Genomic DNA, 20,763 nt, shown 5'->3' with positions numbered 1-20,763 from the left:
ATTAGAAGGATAGATTGAAACCGAAATTATATACCCGCTGCTGAGGATACACCAAACCATTGCCTGAACCTATCTCAGGATCTATCTCGTAATCTTTTAAATTATCTATTGAGAACAAATTAGAGCCGTTAGCATAGATTCTCAAAGCAGAGATTCCCAGTTTATTGATCAATGCACTAGGGAAGTTATATCCGAGCTCAAGGTTTCTTAGTCTGATATATCTCACATTTGTAAGCCAGAAGGTGCTATGACGATAATTTGAGTGGCCATTATCATCTTTTCTGATGGCAGGATATTTTCCAGCTACCCAGGCACTATTCGGATCAAATGGATCTTCCCGATGCCAGCGGTCTTCAAGCATAAAGGCTGGTGAGTTACCATTGTTCTGGAAGGGGAATCTAAGCTCCCATTCACGCGTGTAACTTTGGTTGCTCGCTCCGGCAAAGTCAAATGCTAAGGAGAAGTTTCTCCAAGACACACTACCGTTTATGCCATAACTGAAGTAAGGAGTAGCACCCTGGGCATAGCCTATTGGCCTTACATCCAAATCGTTGATGATGCCATCATTGTTAACATCCTTGTAGATTAAATCACCTGGTAGTAAGGTTGTATTGCCTCTGCCATCAATATCTACAGTATAATTGTCAATTTCCTCTTGTGACTGGAATTGACCAATGTACTCATACCCCCAGTTCACGCTAGCCCATCTGTCTTCTATAGACGACCTGTATTCACCATATGAGTTTCCAAATCTGGGCTTATAAGTCTCTAGATTTCTCAGCCTGGCAAAAGTTGCATTACCGCCTATGCTGTAGCTAAACTCACCAATAGAGTTCCTGTACATTACCATCCCTTCTAATCCTCTGATTGCATCAGAGTTTAAGTTTTCTGCTGGTAAGCCGTACCCAACTTCACTTGGTAGTAGTACATCATATCTTGAAGCTGGTAAACCTGTGCGTTTTCTCTCAAAAACATCAAATTGAGCTGTAATCTTGTTATTCAAGAAGCCTAAATCAATACCAATGTTTTTTGCTTTGTTGGTTACCCAAGACAGATTAGTGATAGGAATGCCTCTGGGGCGTGACCCTGTAATTAACACGCCATCAAGTACAGCACTTCCATTTCCATAGGTAGTTCCTCCCAGGTAGCTGAAGGGTGAAACAATGAAAGCATTATTTATCACATCGCTACCTGTCTCACCATAAGAAGCTCTCAGTTTTAACTCTGACAGCCAATCCCCTGCCTTGTCCTTTAAGAAAGGCTCTTCTGAGATTCTCCAGCCAGCAGTAACGCCTGGGAAGAAACCGTAACGATTGTCTTTAGGAAAAAGGAAAGAACCATCATAACGCCCCAAAACCTCAAGCAGATATTTCTCTTTATAATTATAGTTGATGCGGCCAATATAGCCCGCTCTTGCCTGTATGTTCCAGGTGTCAGCTAATCCAATCTGGTTTTCAAAACGCTGAAGTGGTATGTAGTTGTTAGGTGGGTTTGTGGCAATCTGTAAGAAAGTCTCCTCCCTATCAGAGCGCTCATAGCCTAATAAGGCTGCAATGTTGTGATTGCCAAATTGCTTTGTATAGTTCAACTGTAATTGAGCTACACGTTCATTGATATCAGTTCTCCGTTTGTTTCTCCAAGGATTGGGGTTACCTCCAAAGGTTTCAAAGCTATTTGTTTCTGGGACATATCTATAAGCATCATAGGTATATTCAAATCCTTCGAAGATATTAGTTGTATAAGTGTAGGAGTAGGTTCCTCTTGCGGATAATCCAAAACCAAAATCATACTCAGCAAAGAGATTTCCTCTGAATGATTTCCAAGTGTCATCTACATAACCCGTTATATCTTCTTTGTAGGTAGCGGGGTTTACGTTTACATTATGCACCGCGCCGTTAATGTAGTTAGGATTGTCATTTGCATAAGGACGCTCCGTTGGCCACATAGTGAAAATACTTAAGAACGGATTGAAATAATCATCTAAGCCTGGTACGCCTGTCTGGTGACGATCCTCAATTCTTGCGCTGATTTGTGTTCCAACTTTCAGACCCTTTGCCAAGCCTGCTTCTAAATTGGCTTGAATGTTAGAGCGGTTAAAGTTAAAGTCTTCAATCATTGCATCTTGATTAAGATGGCCTACAGAAAAGTAGTACTTCATCTTGTCAGAGCCACCAGAAGCACTTGCGTTTAAATATGACTGTGGAACATTTGGTTTGATAACAAAGTCATAGTAGTCAAAGCTTTGGAAGCCAGGTTCTGTACCTTGTCTCCACTTCTCTAATAGTGCAGGGGTCCAAGTTGTTGCGATTCCTCTGTTTTGGTCAGATTCAGCAAGCCCTCGGACATATTGATAAGCATTTGCTGGCTTTGGGTAGCGGGTAAAGTTTTGTAAACCGTAATAGCCAGATAAGTTGATGCTAATTTTATCTGCTCTACCTTTTTTTGTAGTAACAAGTACCACCCCATTTGCAGCCCTTAACCCATAGATTGAGGCAGACGCATCTTTAAGCAAAGAGATGCTTTCAATGTCATTGATCCCTAAGTTGTTAAAGCTTCCTTCATCAGAAGGGATTCCGTCAATAACATAGAGGGGAGTGCCCATATTTCTTATTTGCAGCGTTGTTCCTGAGCCAGGTCTTGCATCAGCTTGGCGAGCATTAAGGCCCGCTACTTTACCAACCAGAGCCCCAGAGGTTGTAACAGAAGTGGTTCTAGTTATGTCTTCAGATTTGATATTGCTAACCGCGCCTGTTAACGTTTCTTTTGACTGTGTACCGTAACCAACAACAACCACCTCGTCTATGGTTTTGGTATCTGTAGCAAGGGTTACATTAATAGTAGAGCGATTATCTATGGGGACTTCTTGGGTTAGGTATCCTATATAGGAGAAAACAAGTGTACTGTTTCTGTCAGGAACCTGTAATGAATAGTTTCCATTGATGTCTGTGCTTGTTCCAACGGTAGTGCCTTTTACAGATACACTTACACTGATCAAAGCTCCTCCATCCTTGTCTATTACTTTTCCACTGACATTGGTGGTATTCTGAGCGACTACCTCTGAAATTCCAAGAATGCTAAAATAAAATACAAGCAAGTACCTTATCTTGTTTAAAGAACATTGTAGTTTATTTCTCATGATTCTAAATGTTTGATTTTTTAGTTTAATAGTGATTGTAATTGTGCATGAGTAGATAAGATGCCCTACTACTAGTTAAATGGGTGATTTTGTAGCATCTCCTTAATCTTTCCCTCCTTTCTGAATATTTAGCCTAAGAAAACTTTCAAACCTTATCTGTAAGATCGCTAGTGTTCATCAAGTGAATGATGTATGTATCCCTATATAATGCCCAGCATCAATCTCTTTGATGAACTTTTTATCTATTGGTTCCTTTAAATTTTTGTATATAAATGTATTATTTACACTTATATAAGTAGGCGCTAAAAAAAGCATGAATAATCATGCTTGAAAAAGACGCTTCTTTGTGATAATACTAATGCAGGGGCGCTGAGGTTCAAATGCTTTGCAATAATATCAATACTCAAGAAGTATTTCCAGTATTTTGTCAAATAAATTTCTTGCTGCTAGGGCTTTCTTGTTCAATTTAGAGAAGCAAGATGTGGGAGAGAAGCAACGTTTGTGGCTAAGAAGCCTGTTTCTCAATGAGGCCGTAAGTGTTAAAATGGCAATTAAAGGGTTGTGTTAGGTTTAAATATCTATAAAACAATGCTTTATATATTTAATGCCCTTTGCTTAGGGGACTGCTTAGGTGACGTTGCGAGCTCAAAGTAAGGGAAATTTACGCATAATTATTTTTTTGTTGCGAAAAATTCAAAATGAAGCTACATTTATGAAAAAAAATAAATGTACTGTTAACACTTAAATTTGAGAGATTCTTCTTATTGAGAGAAAGTTTGCTTCAAGGAGCATAGTCTATCCTGGTAAGTGTATCAGTATCATTGGTATATGCAAAATCACTGTCTAGTTAAAGGTTGAGTTAACTTAGTTGAGGAGGAGAAGGTAATGTTGATAGAAGCCTCGTGTCTAGTTGCTAGGGAACTTATCAATGTATATCCGTGAAAAAAGTGGACGGCTATAAGGTTTCAGCATTCTCATTTATAGAGAATCTTAAATAAAAATGCTTTTACCTGTTTTTAGGAGAATAGGCTAAAAACATAAGATGTTGCCATAGAAGCTCTTGCATAGACGATAAGTAACCTGGATTAAGTGCCTCAGTTGCCAGGTAGAGCTTCATATATTAAGCAGACTATATCTTCAAAGAGAAAGTATGTGTCTTAGTTTACTAGGATGATTTAGGATGGAGAGGGGGTTTGCTCAAATAATAACCCTAGTAGGCTCATAGGTGAGGCTTTAAATAAACTGAAATTGAAGAATAAATTATTAGTGGCCGCCATAGGTGTTTTGCTGAGTATAGCAGGCTGTAAGGACAAAGAAGAAGAAGTGGTAGAGCCTGCCCCTGTACTAAGTACTTTTAATGGTCCTACTTATTCAGATAACTACACTTCAATTGCAGCATGGGCAAGTCGCTCTCAATGGAATTTAGCAAATGTACATGATCCTACCGTTGCTAAAAGTGGCGAGTTTTATTACATGTACCAAACAGATGCCTCTTACGGAAATGCCCATGCAGGCCAGGGACATTATCCTTTTAGACGGTCCAAAGATCTGGTAAACTGGGAATTCATGGGAATGGCTTTTAAAAGTCCTCCGGCGTGGATCAAGGATAGCTTAAATAGTAAGAGGGCCAGAATTAACCTGCCACCCATAGAGAACCCCACGTACGGGTTTTGGGCTCCCTGCATAAGAAAGGTGGGGAATACATACCGGCTGTATTATAGTGTGGTGGTGGATGACCCCATCTTTGGGGCTGATAGAAATTCTTACTGGACCGAACGCGCCTTTATTGGTCTGGCGGAATCTGAAGATTTAGCTAGTAATGTTTGGGTTGACAAAGGAATGGTCGTGTGTTCTGAGCCTGACGGGGTTGTGGATTATGTTCGGGAAGGTGGAAATGATTGGAACGGTTATTATAGATTCAATGCAATAGACCCAAGCTTTATTGTCACTCCTGCTGGAGAGCATTGGCTCATATATGGGTCATGGCATTCCGGAATAGCCGCCTTAAAGCTTAATCCTGCTTCAGGTAAACCAGATAAACTGGAAAAGATTGAAGACTATGGGGTGCGAATAGCAGGAAGAGGAAATGTCAATACAAATCGGTGGCAAGCCTTAGAAGCGCCGGAGGTAGTCTATAATGAAGAAACGGGTTATTACTACCTTTTTTTGGCATATGATGAGCTTTCAGTTGCTTATAACACACGGGTAGCCCGTTCCAGAAATATAACAGGACCATACATAGGAATTGATGGTGGCAATGTAACGGCAGGGGCAGAATGCTGGCCCATGATAACGCACCCATACGGGTTTGCTACCCATACCGGATGGGTTGGAATATCCCACTGTGCCATCTTCCAAGATCCAGATACAAAAAAATGGTTTTACTCTTCTCAAGGCCGTTTGCCGAACAATGTACCAGGTATCAATGCCTCAAACGCAGTCATGATGGGGCAGATTAGGGAAATACAGTGGACTGAAGATGGTTGGCCGGCAGTAATGCCGGAGAGATACGCAGCTGTCCCTGAGACTGCTATCACTGAAGAATCATTGGTGGGGACATGGGAGCATATTGCCATGCAGTATCAGTTCCAAACCATCCAGAAGTCAGCAAGAGTAATTTTGACCTCTGATAATAAAGTCAGTGGCGCTGTTAGTGGAACATGGTCTTACGATGCTGCCAAAGGTGTGCTGTCCATGAGTGGAAATAAACTTTATGTAAAGACTGCATGGGATTGGGAGGCCTCACCAAGGAGGACGACACTTTCCTATTCCGGCTTTACTGCATCTGGGCAACCGATTTGGGGTAAAAGGGTGCTCTGATAATTAATTTTCACCAATCTGGCTTGCCAAACTTTGTTGCTTTGACCTAAATAAGATTTCAATGAATACAAAAGTTTTAAGCATATGTATTTGTTTGTCTTCTTTAATTCACTTTTCTGTTTTTAGCCAGAAAAAGGAACTAAAGAGCTTCCCCTTGTCTTCTGTGCGGCTGCTGGAAAGCCCGTTCCGGCAAGCGCAACAGACCGATCTGGCGTATATGCTGTCCCTGAACCCAGACCGTTTGTTGGCTCCTTTTCAAAAAGAGGCCGGAATCCAGCCCAGGGCGCAGAACTACGGCAACTGGGAAAACACTGGCCTAGACGGGCACATCGGGGGGCACTACCTATCGGCGCTGGCGCTCATGTACGCCTCCACCGGTAATCAGGAAGTCTTGCAGCGCCTCAACTACATGGTAGATGCGTTGGAGGCCTGCCAACAAAAAAGCGGTGATGGTTACCTGGGCGGCACGCCCGGCGGCAGGCAGGTGTGGCAGGACATCAAGGCCGGCAAGATAGAGGCCGGCAGTTTCTCCCTGAACAAGAAATGGGTTCCTCTGTACAACATCCATAAAACCTATTCGGGGCTGCGGGATGCTTACCTGTTTGCCGGAAACGAGAAGGCAAAGCAAATGCTCATCAAGCTTTCTGATTGGGCACTGGACCTGACTGCCAACCTCTCCGATGCCCAGATCCAGGACATGCTGCGCAGCGAGCACGGCGGCATGAACGAGGTCTTCGCGGATGTGGCAGAAATCACCGGTAATGACAAATACCTGACGCTGGCCAAACGCTTCTCCCAGACCTCGGTGCTCAATCCTTTGCTGCAGGGCAAGGATGCGTTGAACGGCATGCACGCCAATACCCAGATCCCGAAGGTGATAGGTTTCCAGCGGGTGGCGGAACTGACCAAAGACCAGACCTGGAACAACGCGGCGGCTTTCTTCTGGAAAACGGTGGTGGACAACCGCACGGTTTCCATTGGGGGCAACAGCGTGAGCGAGCACTTCCATCCGGCTAACAACTTCACGTCCATGCTGGAAAGCAAGGAGGGGCCCGAGACGTGCAACACCTACAACATGCTCAAACTCACAAAGCAGCTATATCTGTCCAGCGCCTCGGCAGATTACCTGAACTACTATGAGCGGGCCATGTACAACCACATCCTCTCTTCGCAGCACCCCGAGAAAGGCGGTTTTGTGTATTTCACCTCCATGCGGCCGCGGCACTACCGCGTGTACTCCCAGCCCCAGGAAGATTTCTGGTGCTGCGTGGGATCGGGCCTGGAAAACCACGGCAAGTACGGCGAGCTGGTGTACGCCCATTCAGACAGAGACCTGTACGTGAACCTGTTCCTGCCCTCCACCCTGGACTGGCAGGAGAAAGGCCTATCGGTGACGCAGAATACCAAATTCCCTTTTGAGGAAACCTCCGCTTTAAGCCTGAAATTGAAAAAAGCGCAGAAATTCACCCTCTACATCCGCCAACCCGAGTGGGTGCAGCAAGGCAAGTTCACGGTGCAAGTAAACGGCAAAGAGGTAGAAACCACCGCTGCCAATGGCTACGTAGGGATTGACCGGAAATGGAAATCAGGCGACGTAGTGACCGTGTCATTGCCCATGACCACCAAAGCCGAGTCCCTGCCCGATGGCTCGCCTTGGGTTTCTTTTGTGCGGGGCCCCATTGTGTTGGCCGCTGTGACGGATTCCACGGATCTGACCGGACTTCTGGCTGATGGCAGTCGCATGGGCCACGTTGCTAATGGACCTTTGTATTCTTTGGACGAAGCGCCTGTGCTGGTGTCAAACAGTAAAGACGTGGTGAGCGGCCTTCAGCCGGTGGCGGGCAAACCATTTACCTTTACGGCATCAGAATTGATCCACCCGCAGAAATACAAGGGGGTGCAGCTCGTGCCTTTTTACCAGATCCATGATGCGCGCTACATGGTGTACTGGCCTATGACCACCCCCGAAGGCCTAGAGGCACGAAATGCCGCTCTCAAGGAAAAGGAAAAAGCGAAACTGGCCTTGGAAGCTCAGACGGTGGACCAGGTAGCGCCCGGTGAACAGCAACCAGAATCTGATCACGGTTTTGCGGGTGAGAAAACCGAGACCGGCGTGCACAGAGACCGGCACTGGCGGCTGGCCCGCGGCTGGTTCAGCTATAACCTCAAAAACAAAGGCCAAGGCCCGCGCAAACTGCGCCTCACTTACTTCGGTGCCGACCGGGACCGGAACTTCACCATCTCCGTGAACGGCACCGTGCTGCAGACCGTGCGGCTGGACGGCAGTCTGGGAGATAAATTCGTGGAGGTAGACTATGAGATACCCGCGGCGGTGCTGGCAAAAGCGAAAGACAACACTCTGAAACTTACCTTCACAGCGCTGGAGAACTCCTCCACGGCGGGCATCTATTACGTGCGCCTTTTAAAATAGAAGAACAAACAGCCGGCCTACCAATCCGGTTTTGAGATAACCATTTGTAGTACCTGATTTTTTGTAGACCCCATGACACACAAACCCTTTTCCTTTGCTGCGTTGGTTGCAGGATGCCTCCTGTCCTGGAACGTATCTGGGCAGACGGCTGCCTCCAGCAAGACCTTTACGGTAAAAGCAGATAAAATCTACGGCGAAATTGCCCCCACCATGTACGGCGTCTTTTTTGAGGACATCAACCTAGGTGCCGATGGCGGAATCTACGCTGAGCTGGTGAAAAACCGATCTTTTGAGTTTGACACGCCTATGATGGGCTGGGTAGAACAGAAGCAGAACAACGACCAAGGCAGCCTGCTGGTGATAAACCAATCCAGTGTGACCAGCAGCCCCAACCGCCGGTACCTGCGCCTCACTTCCAAAGTAGATGCGGGTTACGGCTTGCTCAATGAGGGCTTCCGTGGTATGGGCATCAAGAAAGGCGAGCAGTACAACTTCTCCGTGTTGGCCCGTCAGGGGGCAGGCAGTGCCATGCCGCTGGTTGTGGAACTGGTAACCGTAAAAGGGGAGAAGCTGGGTTCGGCTACTTTCACCCCATCTGGTCAGGAATGGAAGAAGTACGAAGTAAGCCTCACCGCCAATGCCACTGATCCCAAAGCCCGCCTGCGGGTGCTGGCCCAGGGTAAAGGCGTAGTGGACCTGGACATGATTTCCCTGTTTCCTAAGAACACCTGGAAGCAGCGCCCCAACGGCCTGCGTGCCGATATGGTGCAGTTGCTCGCTGATATGAAACCCGGCTTCCTGCGTTTCCCGGGCGGCTGTATTGTGGAGGGCCGTACCCTGGATGAGCGTTTCCAGTGGAAGAAAACCATTGGCGACGTGGCGAACCGCGCCACCTTGGTGAACCGCTGGAACACCGAGTTCAAGCATCGTCATACCCCAGATTACTTCCAGACCTTCGGATTAGGCTTCTTTGAGTACTTCCAATTGGCCGAGGACATTGGGGCGGCGCCGCTTCCTATCCTCAACTGCGGCATGGCCTGCCAGTTCAACACCGGTGAGGTAGTGCCGCTGGACCAACTGGACCCGTACATCCAGGACGCGCTGGACCTGGTGGAATTCGCCAACGGTCCGGTTACTTCTGAGTGGGGTAAAATCAGGGCAGAGATGGGCCACCCGGCTCCGTTCAACCTCAAGTATCTGGGCGTGGGCAACGAGCAGTGGGGCGAGCAGTACGTGGAGCGCTACAAGATTTTCGAGAAGGCGCTGCGCAGCAAATACCCAGACCTGAAACTGATCACCACCACCGGTCCTTTCCCCGACGGTCCTGAGTTCGATTACCTGAACAAAACCATGCGCAGCCTCAATGCCGATATCATTGACGAGCACTACTACCGCGCGCCGGAGTGGTTCCAGGAAAACGCCACCCGCTATGACAACTATGACCGCAAAGGTCCTAAGATCTTCGCCGGCGAGTATGCCGCCCAGACCGTGGCCATCGCTAGCCCCGAGAACAAGAACAACTGGAAGGGCGCCCTTTCCGAGGCCGCTTTCATGACCGGTCTGGAGCGCAACGCCGATGTAGTAGCCATGGCTTCTTACGCGCCTTTGTTCGCCCACGAAGAAGGCTGGCAGTGGACCCCGGACATGATCTGGGTAAACAACCTGCAGTCTTACGGAACGCCTAACTACTACGTGCAGAAATTGTTCTCCACCAACGTAGGCACGCACCTGGTGCCGATCGAGCGTAACAATACCAAGGTGACCGGACAGGATAACCTGTTCGCCTCGGCCAGCATTAACCAGAAAACCAATGAGCTAATCCTGAAAGTGGTGAACACCTCAGGCAAGGCACAGGACGGCGAGTTTGTGCTGGAAGGCGTGAAGAGCGTGCAAGGCAAAGGCACCCTGCAGAAAATGAGAAGCAACAACCTGGAGCAGATGAACTCCTTCAAAGAACCGATGGCGTTGACCCCGGTGCAGCAGTCTATCTCGGTGAAGAACAACCGCGTGAAACTGTCTTTGGAGCCTTACTCTGTGAACGTTATCAAGGTGAAGGCTTCTTCTTTGGGCTCGGTGGTGTCTAAGTACGCTGCCAACACAGGAAAATAACCAAGGATAGTAAGGGGTAGGTCGTTTCGGGGTTGTTTTTACAGAAACAGCCCCGAAACGTTTCCTGCTTTTTCCCTCAGGAGGAAAGTTTGCCCAGGAAGAATATGTTGGTTTGTGGGGCAGTTCTTCCCTGTTTGTCGGTTTGAATAAATTGCCGGGTTGCCCCGTTCAGGCGCGCATCCGGTCTCAATCAATGTCATACAACTTCTGCGGTGCGCATTTCAAAGCCGTTTTCCTGAAAACAGCCCCCAAATGCCAGACGCAGAAAATCGCTTAACTAACCAACATGCCATCACTTTCTAAACAAAGCAATCTGCGGACTGGGGTTTACCGGTCCCTCATCTTTCTGGTAGGAATCCTGGGTTTGGGTGCCTGCGCCCAGAAAACCAAAGTCAGCAGCAGTTCTGCTATGGAAAAAGAGTATACCGTTGAAAGCCCCGATCAAAGTATCAAGGTACGGTTCAGCCTCACACCGGGGCAAAGCGCCACGTACGCCGTTTCCCGCGGCGGCGCCACCGTATTGCAGGATTCCCGCCTTGGCGTGGTCATGGAAGACGCGGACCTTTCCCAGGGTTTAACGCTGGCGTCTGTCTCCGGCGTGGAGTCGGTGAAAGACAACTACGAGATCTTGACAGCCAAGCGCAAGGAGAATACCTACCGGGCCAACAAGCGCACTTTCCACCTCAAGAATGCCCAGGGGCAACAGCTGGACGTTATTTTCCAGGTGTCCAATGACGGGGTGGCTTTCCGGTACTATTTCCCGGGGCAGGCATCGGGGAAGAAGACCATTACCCGGGAAGTGACTTCCTTCAAATTACCTGAGGGCACCAAAGGCTGGATGCAGCCCATGTCTGATGCCAAAACCGGTTGGGAGCGCACCAATCCTTCGTATGAAGAATACTACCTCAAAGGTATTCCGGTGGGTACGCCTTCGCCCATCAAAGCAGGTTGGGTCTTCCCGGCTTTGTTCCAGACAACTGGCGACAACTGGGTACTGCTTTCAGAAACCGCTTCTTACGGAGATTACTGCGCCTCGCGCCTGGGGCAGAACTCGCCGGGCGGAGAATACAGTCTCGCGTTTCCGCAGGACGTGGAGCATAATCCCGGCGGCGGCGTGAACCCAACCTCAGAATTGCCCTTCTACTCGCCTTGGCGCCTGGTGGCGGTGGGCTCCCTTAAAACCATCGCGGAGTCAACGCTGGGTATTGACCTGGCCAAACCCGCCGTTGATATGGAGAAAGGCTTCATAAAGCCGGGTAAATCGGCGTGGAGCTGGGCTATTCTCAAAGACGATTCCACGGTGTACGATGTGCAGAAGCGGTTCATTGACTACGCCTCCCGCATGAAATGGAGCTACACCCTCATTGACGCCGACTGGGACAAGAAGATCGGGTACGAGAAAGTGAAGGAGCTGGCAGACTACGCCAAAACCAGGAACGTAGGGCTGCTGCTGTGGTACAACTCGGCTGGTCCCTGGAACGGCGCGCCGTATACCCCCAGAGACAAAATGCTTACCCACGAAAGCCGTATGCAGGAGTTCAAGCGCCTGCATGACATGGGCATCAAAGGCGTGAAGATAGATTTCTTCGGGGGCGATGGCCAGAGCGTGATGCAGTACTACAATGACATCCTGAAAGACGCCGCCGAGCACAAACTGCTGGTGAACTTCCACGGCTGCACGTTGCCGCGCGGCTGGCAACGGACCTATCCCAACCTCATGACCATGGAGTCTATCAAGGGTTTTGAGTTCATCACCTTTGAGCAGCAGAACGCCGATGAGGAGCCTGCCCACGCCACGGTGATCCCGTTCACCCGCAACGTGTTTGACCCCATGGATTTCACGCCCGTGAACCTGACCAAGATCCCCAGAATCACCCGGAGAACCACGCCAGCGTTTGAATTGGCTTTGTCAGTGCTGTTTACCTCAGGGGTGCAGCATTACGTGGAGATTCCTTCGGGCATGGCCAAAATGCCGGCCTACGTGCAGGATTTCCTGAAGGAGGTGCCCAGCGTGTGGGAAGAGGTTAAATTCATCCACGGCTACCCGGGCAAAGAAGTGGTGATGGCCCGCAAGGCGAACGGCAAATGGTACGTGGCCGGCATCAACGGCGAGAAAACCGCCAAAACCCTGCAGCTGGACCTTTCCTTCCTGGACGGCAAAAAAGGCGCTTACATCACTGACGGCACCGATGCCGCGGGCATGCAGCAACAGACCATTGATCCGGCCAAAGGCGGCAAGACCACGGTGGAGCTGAAACCCAACGGCGGGTTTGTGATGGTATTCTAGGGCCCCTGAAGCCAGGTTCTAGCCTTTAGCTGGGCCGGTCTGTTTCTGGTTCATTTTGGCCAAAACGGCTACAAAACGAAAGACTATAAAGATTGATATGATGGTAAGAAGCTTCATCTTAGGTATACTCCTGCTCACGGGTATTGGTTCTGTGCAGGCGCAGCAACCGCAGGGGCAACAGGTAGGGGAGGTACGGCCGGTGAGTAACATCACGGTGCATGATCCGGTGATGGTCAAGCAAGGCAATACATACTACCTGTTCAGCACGGGCCACGGCATCTCGGTGTGGTCTTCCACGGACATGCAGAACTGGAAAAAGGAAAAGCCGGTGTTCGCCACTGCGCCGGAGTGGGCGGTGAAGGAGGTAGCCGGCTTCAAAGACAACCATATCTGGGCCCCGGACATCAGTTTCTATAATGGGAAGTATTACCTGTATTACTCTATCTCAGCCTTCGGGAAGAACACCTCGGCCATTGGTCTGGCCACCAACGCCACGCTGGACCCCAGCAGCAAAGACTTCAAGTGGGTAGACCATGGCAAGATCATCGGCTCGGTGCCGGGCGTCACCAACTGGAACGCCATTGACCCCAACCTGGTGACGGATAAAAACGGGACACCGTGGATGGCCTTCGGGTCTTTCTGGGGCGGACTGCAACTGGTGAAACTGAACAAAGACCGTCTGTCGGTAGCCCAGGACATCAACAAACTTTCCACCATCGCCAGCCGCAGAAAAGGGCTCACCATCAAGACCAATCCGGAGCCGTTGCCGGGCAATCCGGCCGAGGCGGGAGGAAATGCGATAGAGGCGCCTTTTGTTTTCAAAAAAAACGGTTATTATTACCTGTTCGCTTCCATTGATTATTGCTGCAAAGGGGCCAAAAGTGATTACAAGATGATTGTGGGTCGCGCCAAAAACGTGCAGGGACCTTACCTGGACAAGAACGGGGTCGCCATGGACGCCGGCGGCGGCACCATTCTGCTGGAGGGCAATGAAAAATGGAATGGTGTGGGCCACAATGCGGTCTACACCTTTGACAAAACTGATTACATTATTTTCCATGGCTATGACGCGGCGGAGAACGGCCGGCCTAAACTGCGCCTGGAGAAACTGACCTGGGACAAAGACCAGTGGCCGGTGGTGGCAGTGGCCCAGTAAACCCAGGAAAGAAAGAGTAGCGTTGCGCAGCAGAAAACTAGTAACCTAAAATATTCAGTTAAAAACCAATAACCTGTCCATGAAATACGTATTTAGGCCTGTTTGTACCTTATTGATTAGCTCTATGATGTTAGCCAGCTCCTGTAGCCAGAACTCTGGTAACCAGGAAAACACCACCACCCAAACCGAGAACGCCTCTGAGGGCAGCACCGCTTCTGCTGAGGCGAAGCTACCGGCTCGCGCCAGTTTCCAGAAGACCATTGACGGCAAGCAAACCGACCTGTTCGTGCTCAAGAACAAGAACAACGTGCAGGCGGCCATCACCAACTACGGCGGTCGTCTGGTGAGCCTGCTGGTGCCGGACAAAAACGGTAAACTCACCGATGTCTCTGTTGGATTTGGGAACGTAGAGGATTATACCAAAGGATCAGACACCTTCTTCGGGGCCACCATCGGGCGTTACGGCAACCGTATTGCCAAGGGCAAGTTCAAGTTGGAAGGCAAGGAGTACACCCTGGTCACCAATAACGGCGCCAACCACCTGCACGGCGGAAACAAAGGTTTCTCCCGCGTGGTATGGGATGCCAAACAGGTGGACGACAAAACCCTGGAGTTGACTTACGTGTCCAAAGACATGGAAGAAGGCTATCCGGGTAACCTGAACGTAAAGGTGACCTACACCCTCACCGATGATAATGAGTTGAGAATCGGGTACGAGGCCACCACAGATAAAACCACCATCGTGAACCTCACAAACCACACGTTCTTCAACCTGAACGGCGAGGGCAGCGGCGATATCCTGGGTCACCAACTGCAGGTGAGCGCAGACAGATACAACCCGGTTGACTCTACTTTGATCCCTACCGGCATTGAGCCAGTGAAAGGCACGCCTTTTGACTTCAACCAGTCCACCGCCATCGGCGCCAGAATCAAAGACGAGCACCAGCAACTGAAATATGGCGGCGGCTATGACCACAACTTCGTACTGACTGGCGGCGGCGGAAAAGAATTGAAAAAAGTTGCCACCGCGGTGGGCGACAAGAGCGGCATTGCCATGGATGTGCTCACCATAGAGCCAGGCCTGCAGTTCTACAGCGGCAACTTCATGGAATCTGGCCACACCCTTAAAAACGGAAGCAAAGATGCCTACAGAACGGCCTTCTGCCTGGAGACCCAGCACTTCCCGGATTCTCCTAACCAACCTGCTTTCCCTAGCACTACCCTGAAGCCAGGGCAGACGTACGCCACCACTACGGTGTACAAATTCTCTGCGAAGTAGGCGCTAGCCGCATCGGGAAAAAGCATCTTCGGGAACGTTTGGTAAGATCAGTTTCCGGGGGTGCTTTTTCCTATGTTTGGCGTTTCGGGGCTGATTTGGTTAAACCAGGTCCTAAACGCGGGATTGGCTATATCAACGTCTAAATTTTTCCTGTGGCGCTGCCGTCCGATTGTTTTAAAATGGATTTGTATTCCTTTATTTGCTTTGTCTTTAGGCCGGTCTAAATTTTTCTTCGGACCTGTTTATACAGTTGACTTAAAAGCGGGTCAAAGCAAAAGCCAAAGGAGCGCCTTTGAACTCTAAATAATCTTGGTTCTTGTTAAGCCATCGTTGGCAGCAGGATTACTAAATATATCAGCGGAATGATGAAGTATTCGGGCCAGACAAGAATTCTTGTTGCGGTGGATTGTATCATATTTGGTTTTGACGGAGAGAACTTCAAGCTGCTGCTGATTCAGCGGGGCTTCGCGCCCCAGAAGCAGAAGTGGAGCCTCATGGGCGGTTTCGTGCAGCCGCAGGAGAGCCTGGAAGCGGGTGCCCAACGCGTTCTGAAACAGCTCACCGGCCTGGAGGGCGTGTACCTGGAGCAGATCCCGGCGTTCAGTGAACCCAATCGTGACCCCGTGGAGCGGACCATCGCGGTGCCGTATTTCGCCCTAATCGATATCCAGAAATATGAGGCCCAGCTGAGCTCTGAGTACCACGCCGAGTGGTTCCTCTTAAGCGAGATGCCCAGCCTGATCTTTGACCACGAGGAGATGGTGGAAATGGCCAAGATGCGCCTGCGCTACAAAGCCGCCCTGCACCCCATCCTGTTTGAGCTGTTGCCCGAGAAGTTCACCCTGCCCAAACTCCAGACTCTCTACGAGAAACTCTACGACACCACCTTTGACAAGCGGAACTTCAGCCGTAAGGTTCTTTCCACGGGCCTGTTGGTGCGCCAGGAGGAGAAAGACAAAGAGAGCTCCCGCAAAGGCGCCTTCTACTTCAAGCTGGACAGGGAGAAGTACTATGACAACTTTGAGGCCTTCCTGAAGTTCATCCCCAAGCCCGAGAAGTTCCTGGTTTAAACCAGTTCTTTCTGCCAAACCGGAGATAGAAAGCAGGTTGGTAAGTGACGCTGCAGCTGCAGTTTGATAGGTGTAAAAGGGAGCTCCCGTTTCTTGACTGATTTTACGAAACCAGCCTTGAAGCGGGAGCTCCTTTTGTTTTAGGTGTGATTTAGAGTAGGGGAGAAGCACGCTTACAGTCATAGGCAGGAAAGCGCGATATTCTCCCAAAATAAATTAAGTGTCAAAACAACATTTTTAGAAACTTATTGCTATACTTGTAATAGAATACGCTGAGACGAAGCTTTAATTTTTAAATCTGTAAAAGTTGGAGGCCAAATTTTGGTGATAGTGGGAATAAACGTTAATTTGACAACAATAAGTCGACTATGGCACAAGATGTATATGTGATTGGCGTGGACTATGGCTCTGACTCTGTGCGGTCTGTCCTGGTTAATGCCTTAAACGGTGAGGAAGTAGCTTCTTCTGTTTTCAACTATCCCCGCTGGAACAAAGGGGCTTACTGCGTACCCGCGGAAAACCAGTTCCGTCAGCACCCTCTGGACTACATTGAGGGTCTGGAGAAAACCATCAAAGACTGTCTGCAGAAAGCGGGCGGCGCGGCCATTGCGGGCGCGGTGAAAGGTATCTCCGTGGATACTACCGGTTCTACGCCGGTGGCCGTGAACCAGCAGGGCACGCCTTTGGCCTTGTTGCCTGAGTTCGCGGAAAACCCCAATGCCATGTTTGTGCTCTGGAAAGACCACACCGGCGTGCAGGAAGCCGCCGAAATCAACGAGCATTCCACTAAGTTCGAGACCAATTACCTGCAGTTTGTGGGCGGCATCTACTCCTCTGAGTGGTTCTGGGCCAAGCTGCTGCACGTGTTGCGCGAAGACGCCCAAGTGCGTGAGGCCTGCTACTCCTGGGTAGAGCACTGCGACTGGATTCCGTTCCTGCTCACCGGCGGTAACAACGTAGACCAGATGAAACGCAGCGTCTGCTCGGCAGGCCATAAATCTCTCTGGGCCGCTGAGTTTGGCGGACTGCCTCCTAATGATTTCTTCGCTTCCCTGGACCCAGTGCTGGACGGATTCACTTCCCGCCTGTTCCAGGATACCTACACCTCAGACCAAGCCGCTGGCCAGTTAAGCGCCGAATGGGCTGAGCGTCTGGGCTTGTCTACCGATGTAGTGGTGGGCGTAGGTGCCTTCGATTGCCATATGGGCGCCGTAGGCGGCCAGATTGAGCCTTACCACCTGAGTAAAGTGATGGGTACCTCTACCTGCGACATGCTGGTAGCCCCTGTTGAGGAATTCGGGGATACCTTGGTGAACGGAATCTGCGGTCAGGTGCCTGGGTCCATCATCCCGGGCATGATGGGTCTGGAGGCCGGTCAATCTGCCTTTGGGGATACCTACGCCTGGTTCAAAAGAATCTTACTATGGCCTTTGCAGAACCTGCTGGCCAATTCACAGGTCATTGATGCCGCTACCGCCGAGGCACTGGTAGAAGAGGTGTCTAACAGAATCATCCCTGAGCTGAGCAAAGCCGCAGACCAGATTCCATTATCAGAGAATAACGAGTTCGCCATTGACTGGTTCAACGGTCGCCGTACGCCAGATGCGAACCAGGTACTGAAAGGCGCCATCTCCGGCTTAGGCCTGGGCAGTGATGCGCCGCGCGTTTTCCGGGCCTTGGTGGAGGCTACCTGCTTCGGGGCGAAGAAAATTGTGGACCGTTTCAATGAGCAGGGCGTTCCGGTAAAAGGCCTGATTGGTCTGGGCGGCGTGGCCAGAAAGTCGCCGTTCATCATGCAGATGATGGCCGATGTGATGAACATGCCCATCCGGATCCATAAGTCAGAGCAGACCTGCGCCATTGGCGCCGCGATGTTCGCGGCCACTGCGGCCGGCCTTTACAATAGGGTAGAAGATGCTATGGAGGCTATGGGCCAAGGATTTGACCTGGAGTATTTCCCTAACCAGGAGCGGGTAGGTTTGTACGCCAAGCGTTACCAGAAATACACTGAGCTGGGTGGTTTCCTGGAAATCCACAGTGCGCCGGCTAAACTTACTACTTTGTCTGACTTGCCCGAAACCGGCAGCCCGGCCCAGGAAGGCCAAACCAGACCTGTTACTTCAGCGCAGACGGAGCTGCAGGGCCTTACCAGATAAGCATTCATGAGTTCTTTTCAACACATCAAAGAAGAGGCCTACCAGGCCAATATGCAGTTGCCCAAGTTAGGGCTGGTATTATTCACCTTCGGGAACGTGAGCGCCGTGGACAGAGCGCAGGGCGTTTTCGCCATCAAACCCAGCGGCGTGCCTTACGAGGACCTGTCGCCGGAGAAGATGGTGATCGTGGATTTTGACGGTAATACTGTGGAGGGTTCTCTGCGGCCGTCGTCAGACACCAAAACGCACGCGGTGCTGTACAAGCATTGGGAAAACATTGGCGGAATTGTGCATACGCACTCTACCTATGCCACCGCCTGGGCCCAGGCCCAACGCGATATTCCCATCTACGGTACTACCCACGCCGATCACCTCACCACCGATGTGCCTTGCGCCCCGCCCATGGACGATGCCATGATCCAGGGGAACTACGAGTACGAGACCGGCTTCCAGATCATGAATTACCTGCAGGAGAAAGGCATGAGCTACGAGGAGGTGGAGATGGTGCTGGTAGGAAACCACGCGCCGTTCACCTGGGGCAAAGACGCCAAGAAGGCGGTGTACAACAGCGCCGTGGTTGAGGAGATTGCCCGCATGGCATTCCTTACCGAGCAGATCAGGCCGCAGGTACCCCGCTTGCAGGACTCGCTCATCAAGAAACACTTTGAAAGAAAGCACGGACCTGATTCTTATTACGGCCAATAACAAATAAAACAATAGCAGATAATAACGGACTTGGCTGTATTACCAGCGGGTTCCGCCCTTAACCCTCACATCCATGATTGATTTAAAACAATTTGAAGTCTGGTTCCTCACCGGAAGCCAGCATCTATACGGCGAGGAAACCCTAAATCAGGTGGCCGCCCACTCGCAGGAAATTGTAAAAGGCTTAGACGGTGCTGACCAAATTCCGGTGCGCATTGTGTTCAAGCCTACCGTTAAAACCACCGAAGAGATCTTCAAGGTTTGCCAGGAAGCCAACGTGGCCGAAAACTGTATTGGCGTGATCACCTGGATGCACACGTTCTCGCCCGCTAAAATGTGGATCAGAGGACTGAAGGTATTGCAGAAGCCTTTGCTGCACCTGCACACCCAATTCAACCGCGATATTCCGTGGAACTCTATTGACATGGATTTCATGAACCTGAACCAAAGCGCTCACGGTGACCGTGAGTTCGGGTTTATGGTGTCGCGCATGCGCATTGAGCGCAAGGTGGTGGTAGGCCACTGGCAAGACCCGGAGGTGATCCAGGAGATCAACAACTGGTGCCGCGTGGCCGCTGGCTGGTATGACTGGCAAGGTGCCAAGTTCGTGCGTTTTGGCGATAACATGCGCTACGTAGCCGTAACCGAGGGTGACAAAGTAGAGGCCGAACTGAAATTCGGTTTCGCGGTGAACACCCATGGTATTGGGGACCTGGTGGCGGTGATCAACGAGGTTTCTGAGCAAGCCATTGACCAATTGGTGCAGGAGTACGAAACAAAGTACAACGTAGCCGAAGGCCTGCGCGAAGGTGGGGCACAGCGCGCTTCCCTCAGAGAGGCGGCCAAAATTGAGATTGGTTTACGCACCTTTTTGGAAAAAGGAGGCTATAAAGGCTTCTCAGATACGTTTGAAGACCTGCACGGCATGGTGCAGTTACCGGGTATTGCGGTGCAGCGCCTCATGGCAGACGGTTACGGTTTCGCCGGTGAAGGCGACTGGAAAACGGCTGCTTTGGTGCGCGCCATGAAAGTGATGGGCAGCGGTCTGCCGGGTGCTAACGCCTTCATGGAAGACTACACTTACCACTTTGACCCGAACAACGCCTTGGTGCTTGGTTCGCACATGCTGGAGGTAGACGAGTCCCTGGCCGTAGACAAACCTTCCTGCGAGATCCACCCATTGGGAATCGGAGGCAAAGCCGATCCGGTACGTCTGGTGTTCAACGCTGGCTCTGGTCCGGCCCTGAACGCCTCAGTGGTGGACATGGGTAACCGCTTCAGACTTATCGTGAACGAAGTGGAGGCCGTGGAGCCGCAGAACGAACTGCCTAACCTACCCGTAGCCCGCGTGCTGTGGAAACCGCTTCCAGATATGAAAACAGGCTGTGCCGCCTGGATTCTGGCCGGTGGTGCCCACCATACCTGCTACAGCCAGAACATCAGCGCAGAGCAGCTGCAGGACTTTGCAGAAATGGCCGGCATTGAGTGCGTGGTCATTGGCCGCGACACCAAACTGAGCCAGCTGAAGAACGAACTTCGCTGGAGTGAGATGTATTATCAGAAGAATTGCTAATTTTAAGGGCCTCAATGCTATCGTTGGCATTGGGGCCTTTT

General features: G+C 50.4%; 11 protein-coding genes. 10 read left to right on the top strand and 1 reads right to left on the bottom strand.

What is annotated here, in order from left to right; genetic code table 11:
* Position 1: 1 nt before the first annotated feature.
* A complete protein-coding gene (locus J3P34_RS05130; RefSeq protein ID WP_210486759.1) occupies positions 2 to 3,136 on the bottom strand; it encodes a SusC/RagA family TonB-linked outer membrane protein in 3,135 nt (1,044 codons plus the stop codon).
* 1,248 nt (positions 3,137 to 4,384) lie between these two features.
* Here J3P34_RS05130 and J3P34_RS05125 point away from each other — a divergent pair.
* The 10 genes from J3P34_RS05125 to araA all read left to right on the top strand — a co-directional run bounded on the left by J3P34_RS05125 (position 4,385) and on the right by araA (position 20,722).
* Positions 4,385 to 5,956, top strand: a complete 1,572-nt coding sequence (locus tag J3P34_RS05125; protein ID WP_210486757.1) for an arabinan endo-1,5-alpha-L-arabinosidase — start codon at positions 4,385 to 4,387, stop codon at positions 5,954 to 5,956.
* Between the two features lie 163 nt (positions 5,957 to 6,119).
* Positions 6,120 to 8,387, top strand: coding sequence for a beta-L-arabinofuranosidase domain-containing protein (locus J3P34_RS05120; RefSeq protein ID WP_345890336.1), 2,268 nt, complete (start codon positions 6,120 to 6,122; stop codon positions 8,385 to 8,387).
* Positions 8,388 to 8,459: 72 nt separating this feature from the next.
* On the top strand, positions 8,460 to 10,496 hold the full coding sequence (locus J3P34_RS05115) for an alpha-L-arabinofuranosidase C-terminal domain-containing protein (RefSeq protein ID WP_210486753.1): 2,037 nt from the start codon (positions 8,460 to 8,462) through the stop codon (positions 10,494 to 10,496).
* 286 nt (positions 10,497 to 10,782) lie between these two features.
* On the top strand, positions 10,783 to 12,783 hold the full coding sequence (locus J3P34_RS05110) for a glycoside hydrolase family 97 protein (protein WP_210486751.1): 2,001 nt from the start codon (positions 10,783 to 10,785) through the stop codon (positions 12,781 to 12,783).
* A 97-nt stretch (positions 12,784 to 12,880) separates the two neighbouring features.
* On the top strand, positions 12,881 to 13,939 hold the full coding sequence (locus tag J3P34_RS05105) for an arabinan endo-1,5-alpha-L-arabinosidase (protein ID WP_246853538.1): 1,059 nt from the start codon (positions 12,881 to 12,883) through the stop codon (positions 13,937 to 13,939).
* Positions 13,940 to 14,063: 124 nt separating this feature from the next.
* Positions 14,064 to 15,218, top strand: a complete 1,155-nt coding sequence (locus J3P34_RS05100) for an aldose epimerase family protein (RefSeq protein WP_246853537.1) — start codon at positions 14,064 to 14,066, stop codon at positions 15,216 to 15,218.
* Positions 15,219 to 15,580: 362 nt separating this feature from the next.
* Positions 15,581 to 16,288, top strand: coding sequence for an NUDIX hydrolase (locus J3P34_RS05095; RefSeq protein WP_210466690.1), 708 nt, complete (start codon positions 15,581 to 15,583; stop codon positions 16,286 to 16,288).
* Positions 16,289 to 16,656: 368 nt separating this feature from the next.
* On the top strand, positions 16,657 to 18,444 hold the full coding sequence (locus J3P34_RS05090) for a ribulokinase (RefSeq protein WP_210486747.1): 1,788 nt from the start codon (positions 16,657 to 16,659) through the stop codon (positions 18,442 to 18,444).
* A gap of 6 nt (positions 18,445 to 18,450) precedes the next feature.
* Positions 18,451 to 19,149 carry an L-ribulose-5-phosphate 4-epimerase gene (locus J3P34_RS05085; protein WP_210486745.1) on the top strand — a complete coding sequence of 233 codons (699 nt, stop codon included), beginning with the start codon at positions 18,451 to 18,453 and terminating at the stop codon, positions 19,147 to 19,149.
* A gap of 73 nt (positions 19,150 to 19,222) precedes the next feature.
* Entirely contained in the window at positions 19,223 to 20,722 is a 1,500-nt protein-coding gene (araA, locus tag J3P34_RS05080; protein WP_210486744.1) for an L-arabinose isomerase, read from the top strand.
* Positions 20,723 to 20,763: the final 41 nt, after the last annotated feature.

Source organism: Rufibacter aurantiacus, assembly GCF_017916345.1.
Taxonomy (GTDB): domain Bacteria; phylum Bacteroidota; class Bacteroidia; order Cytophagales; family Hymenobacteraceae; genus Nibribacter; species Nibribacter roseolus.
Note: the sequence above shows the minus strand (reverse complement) of the source record. Positions and strands in the feature narration are given on the sequence as shown.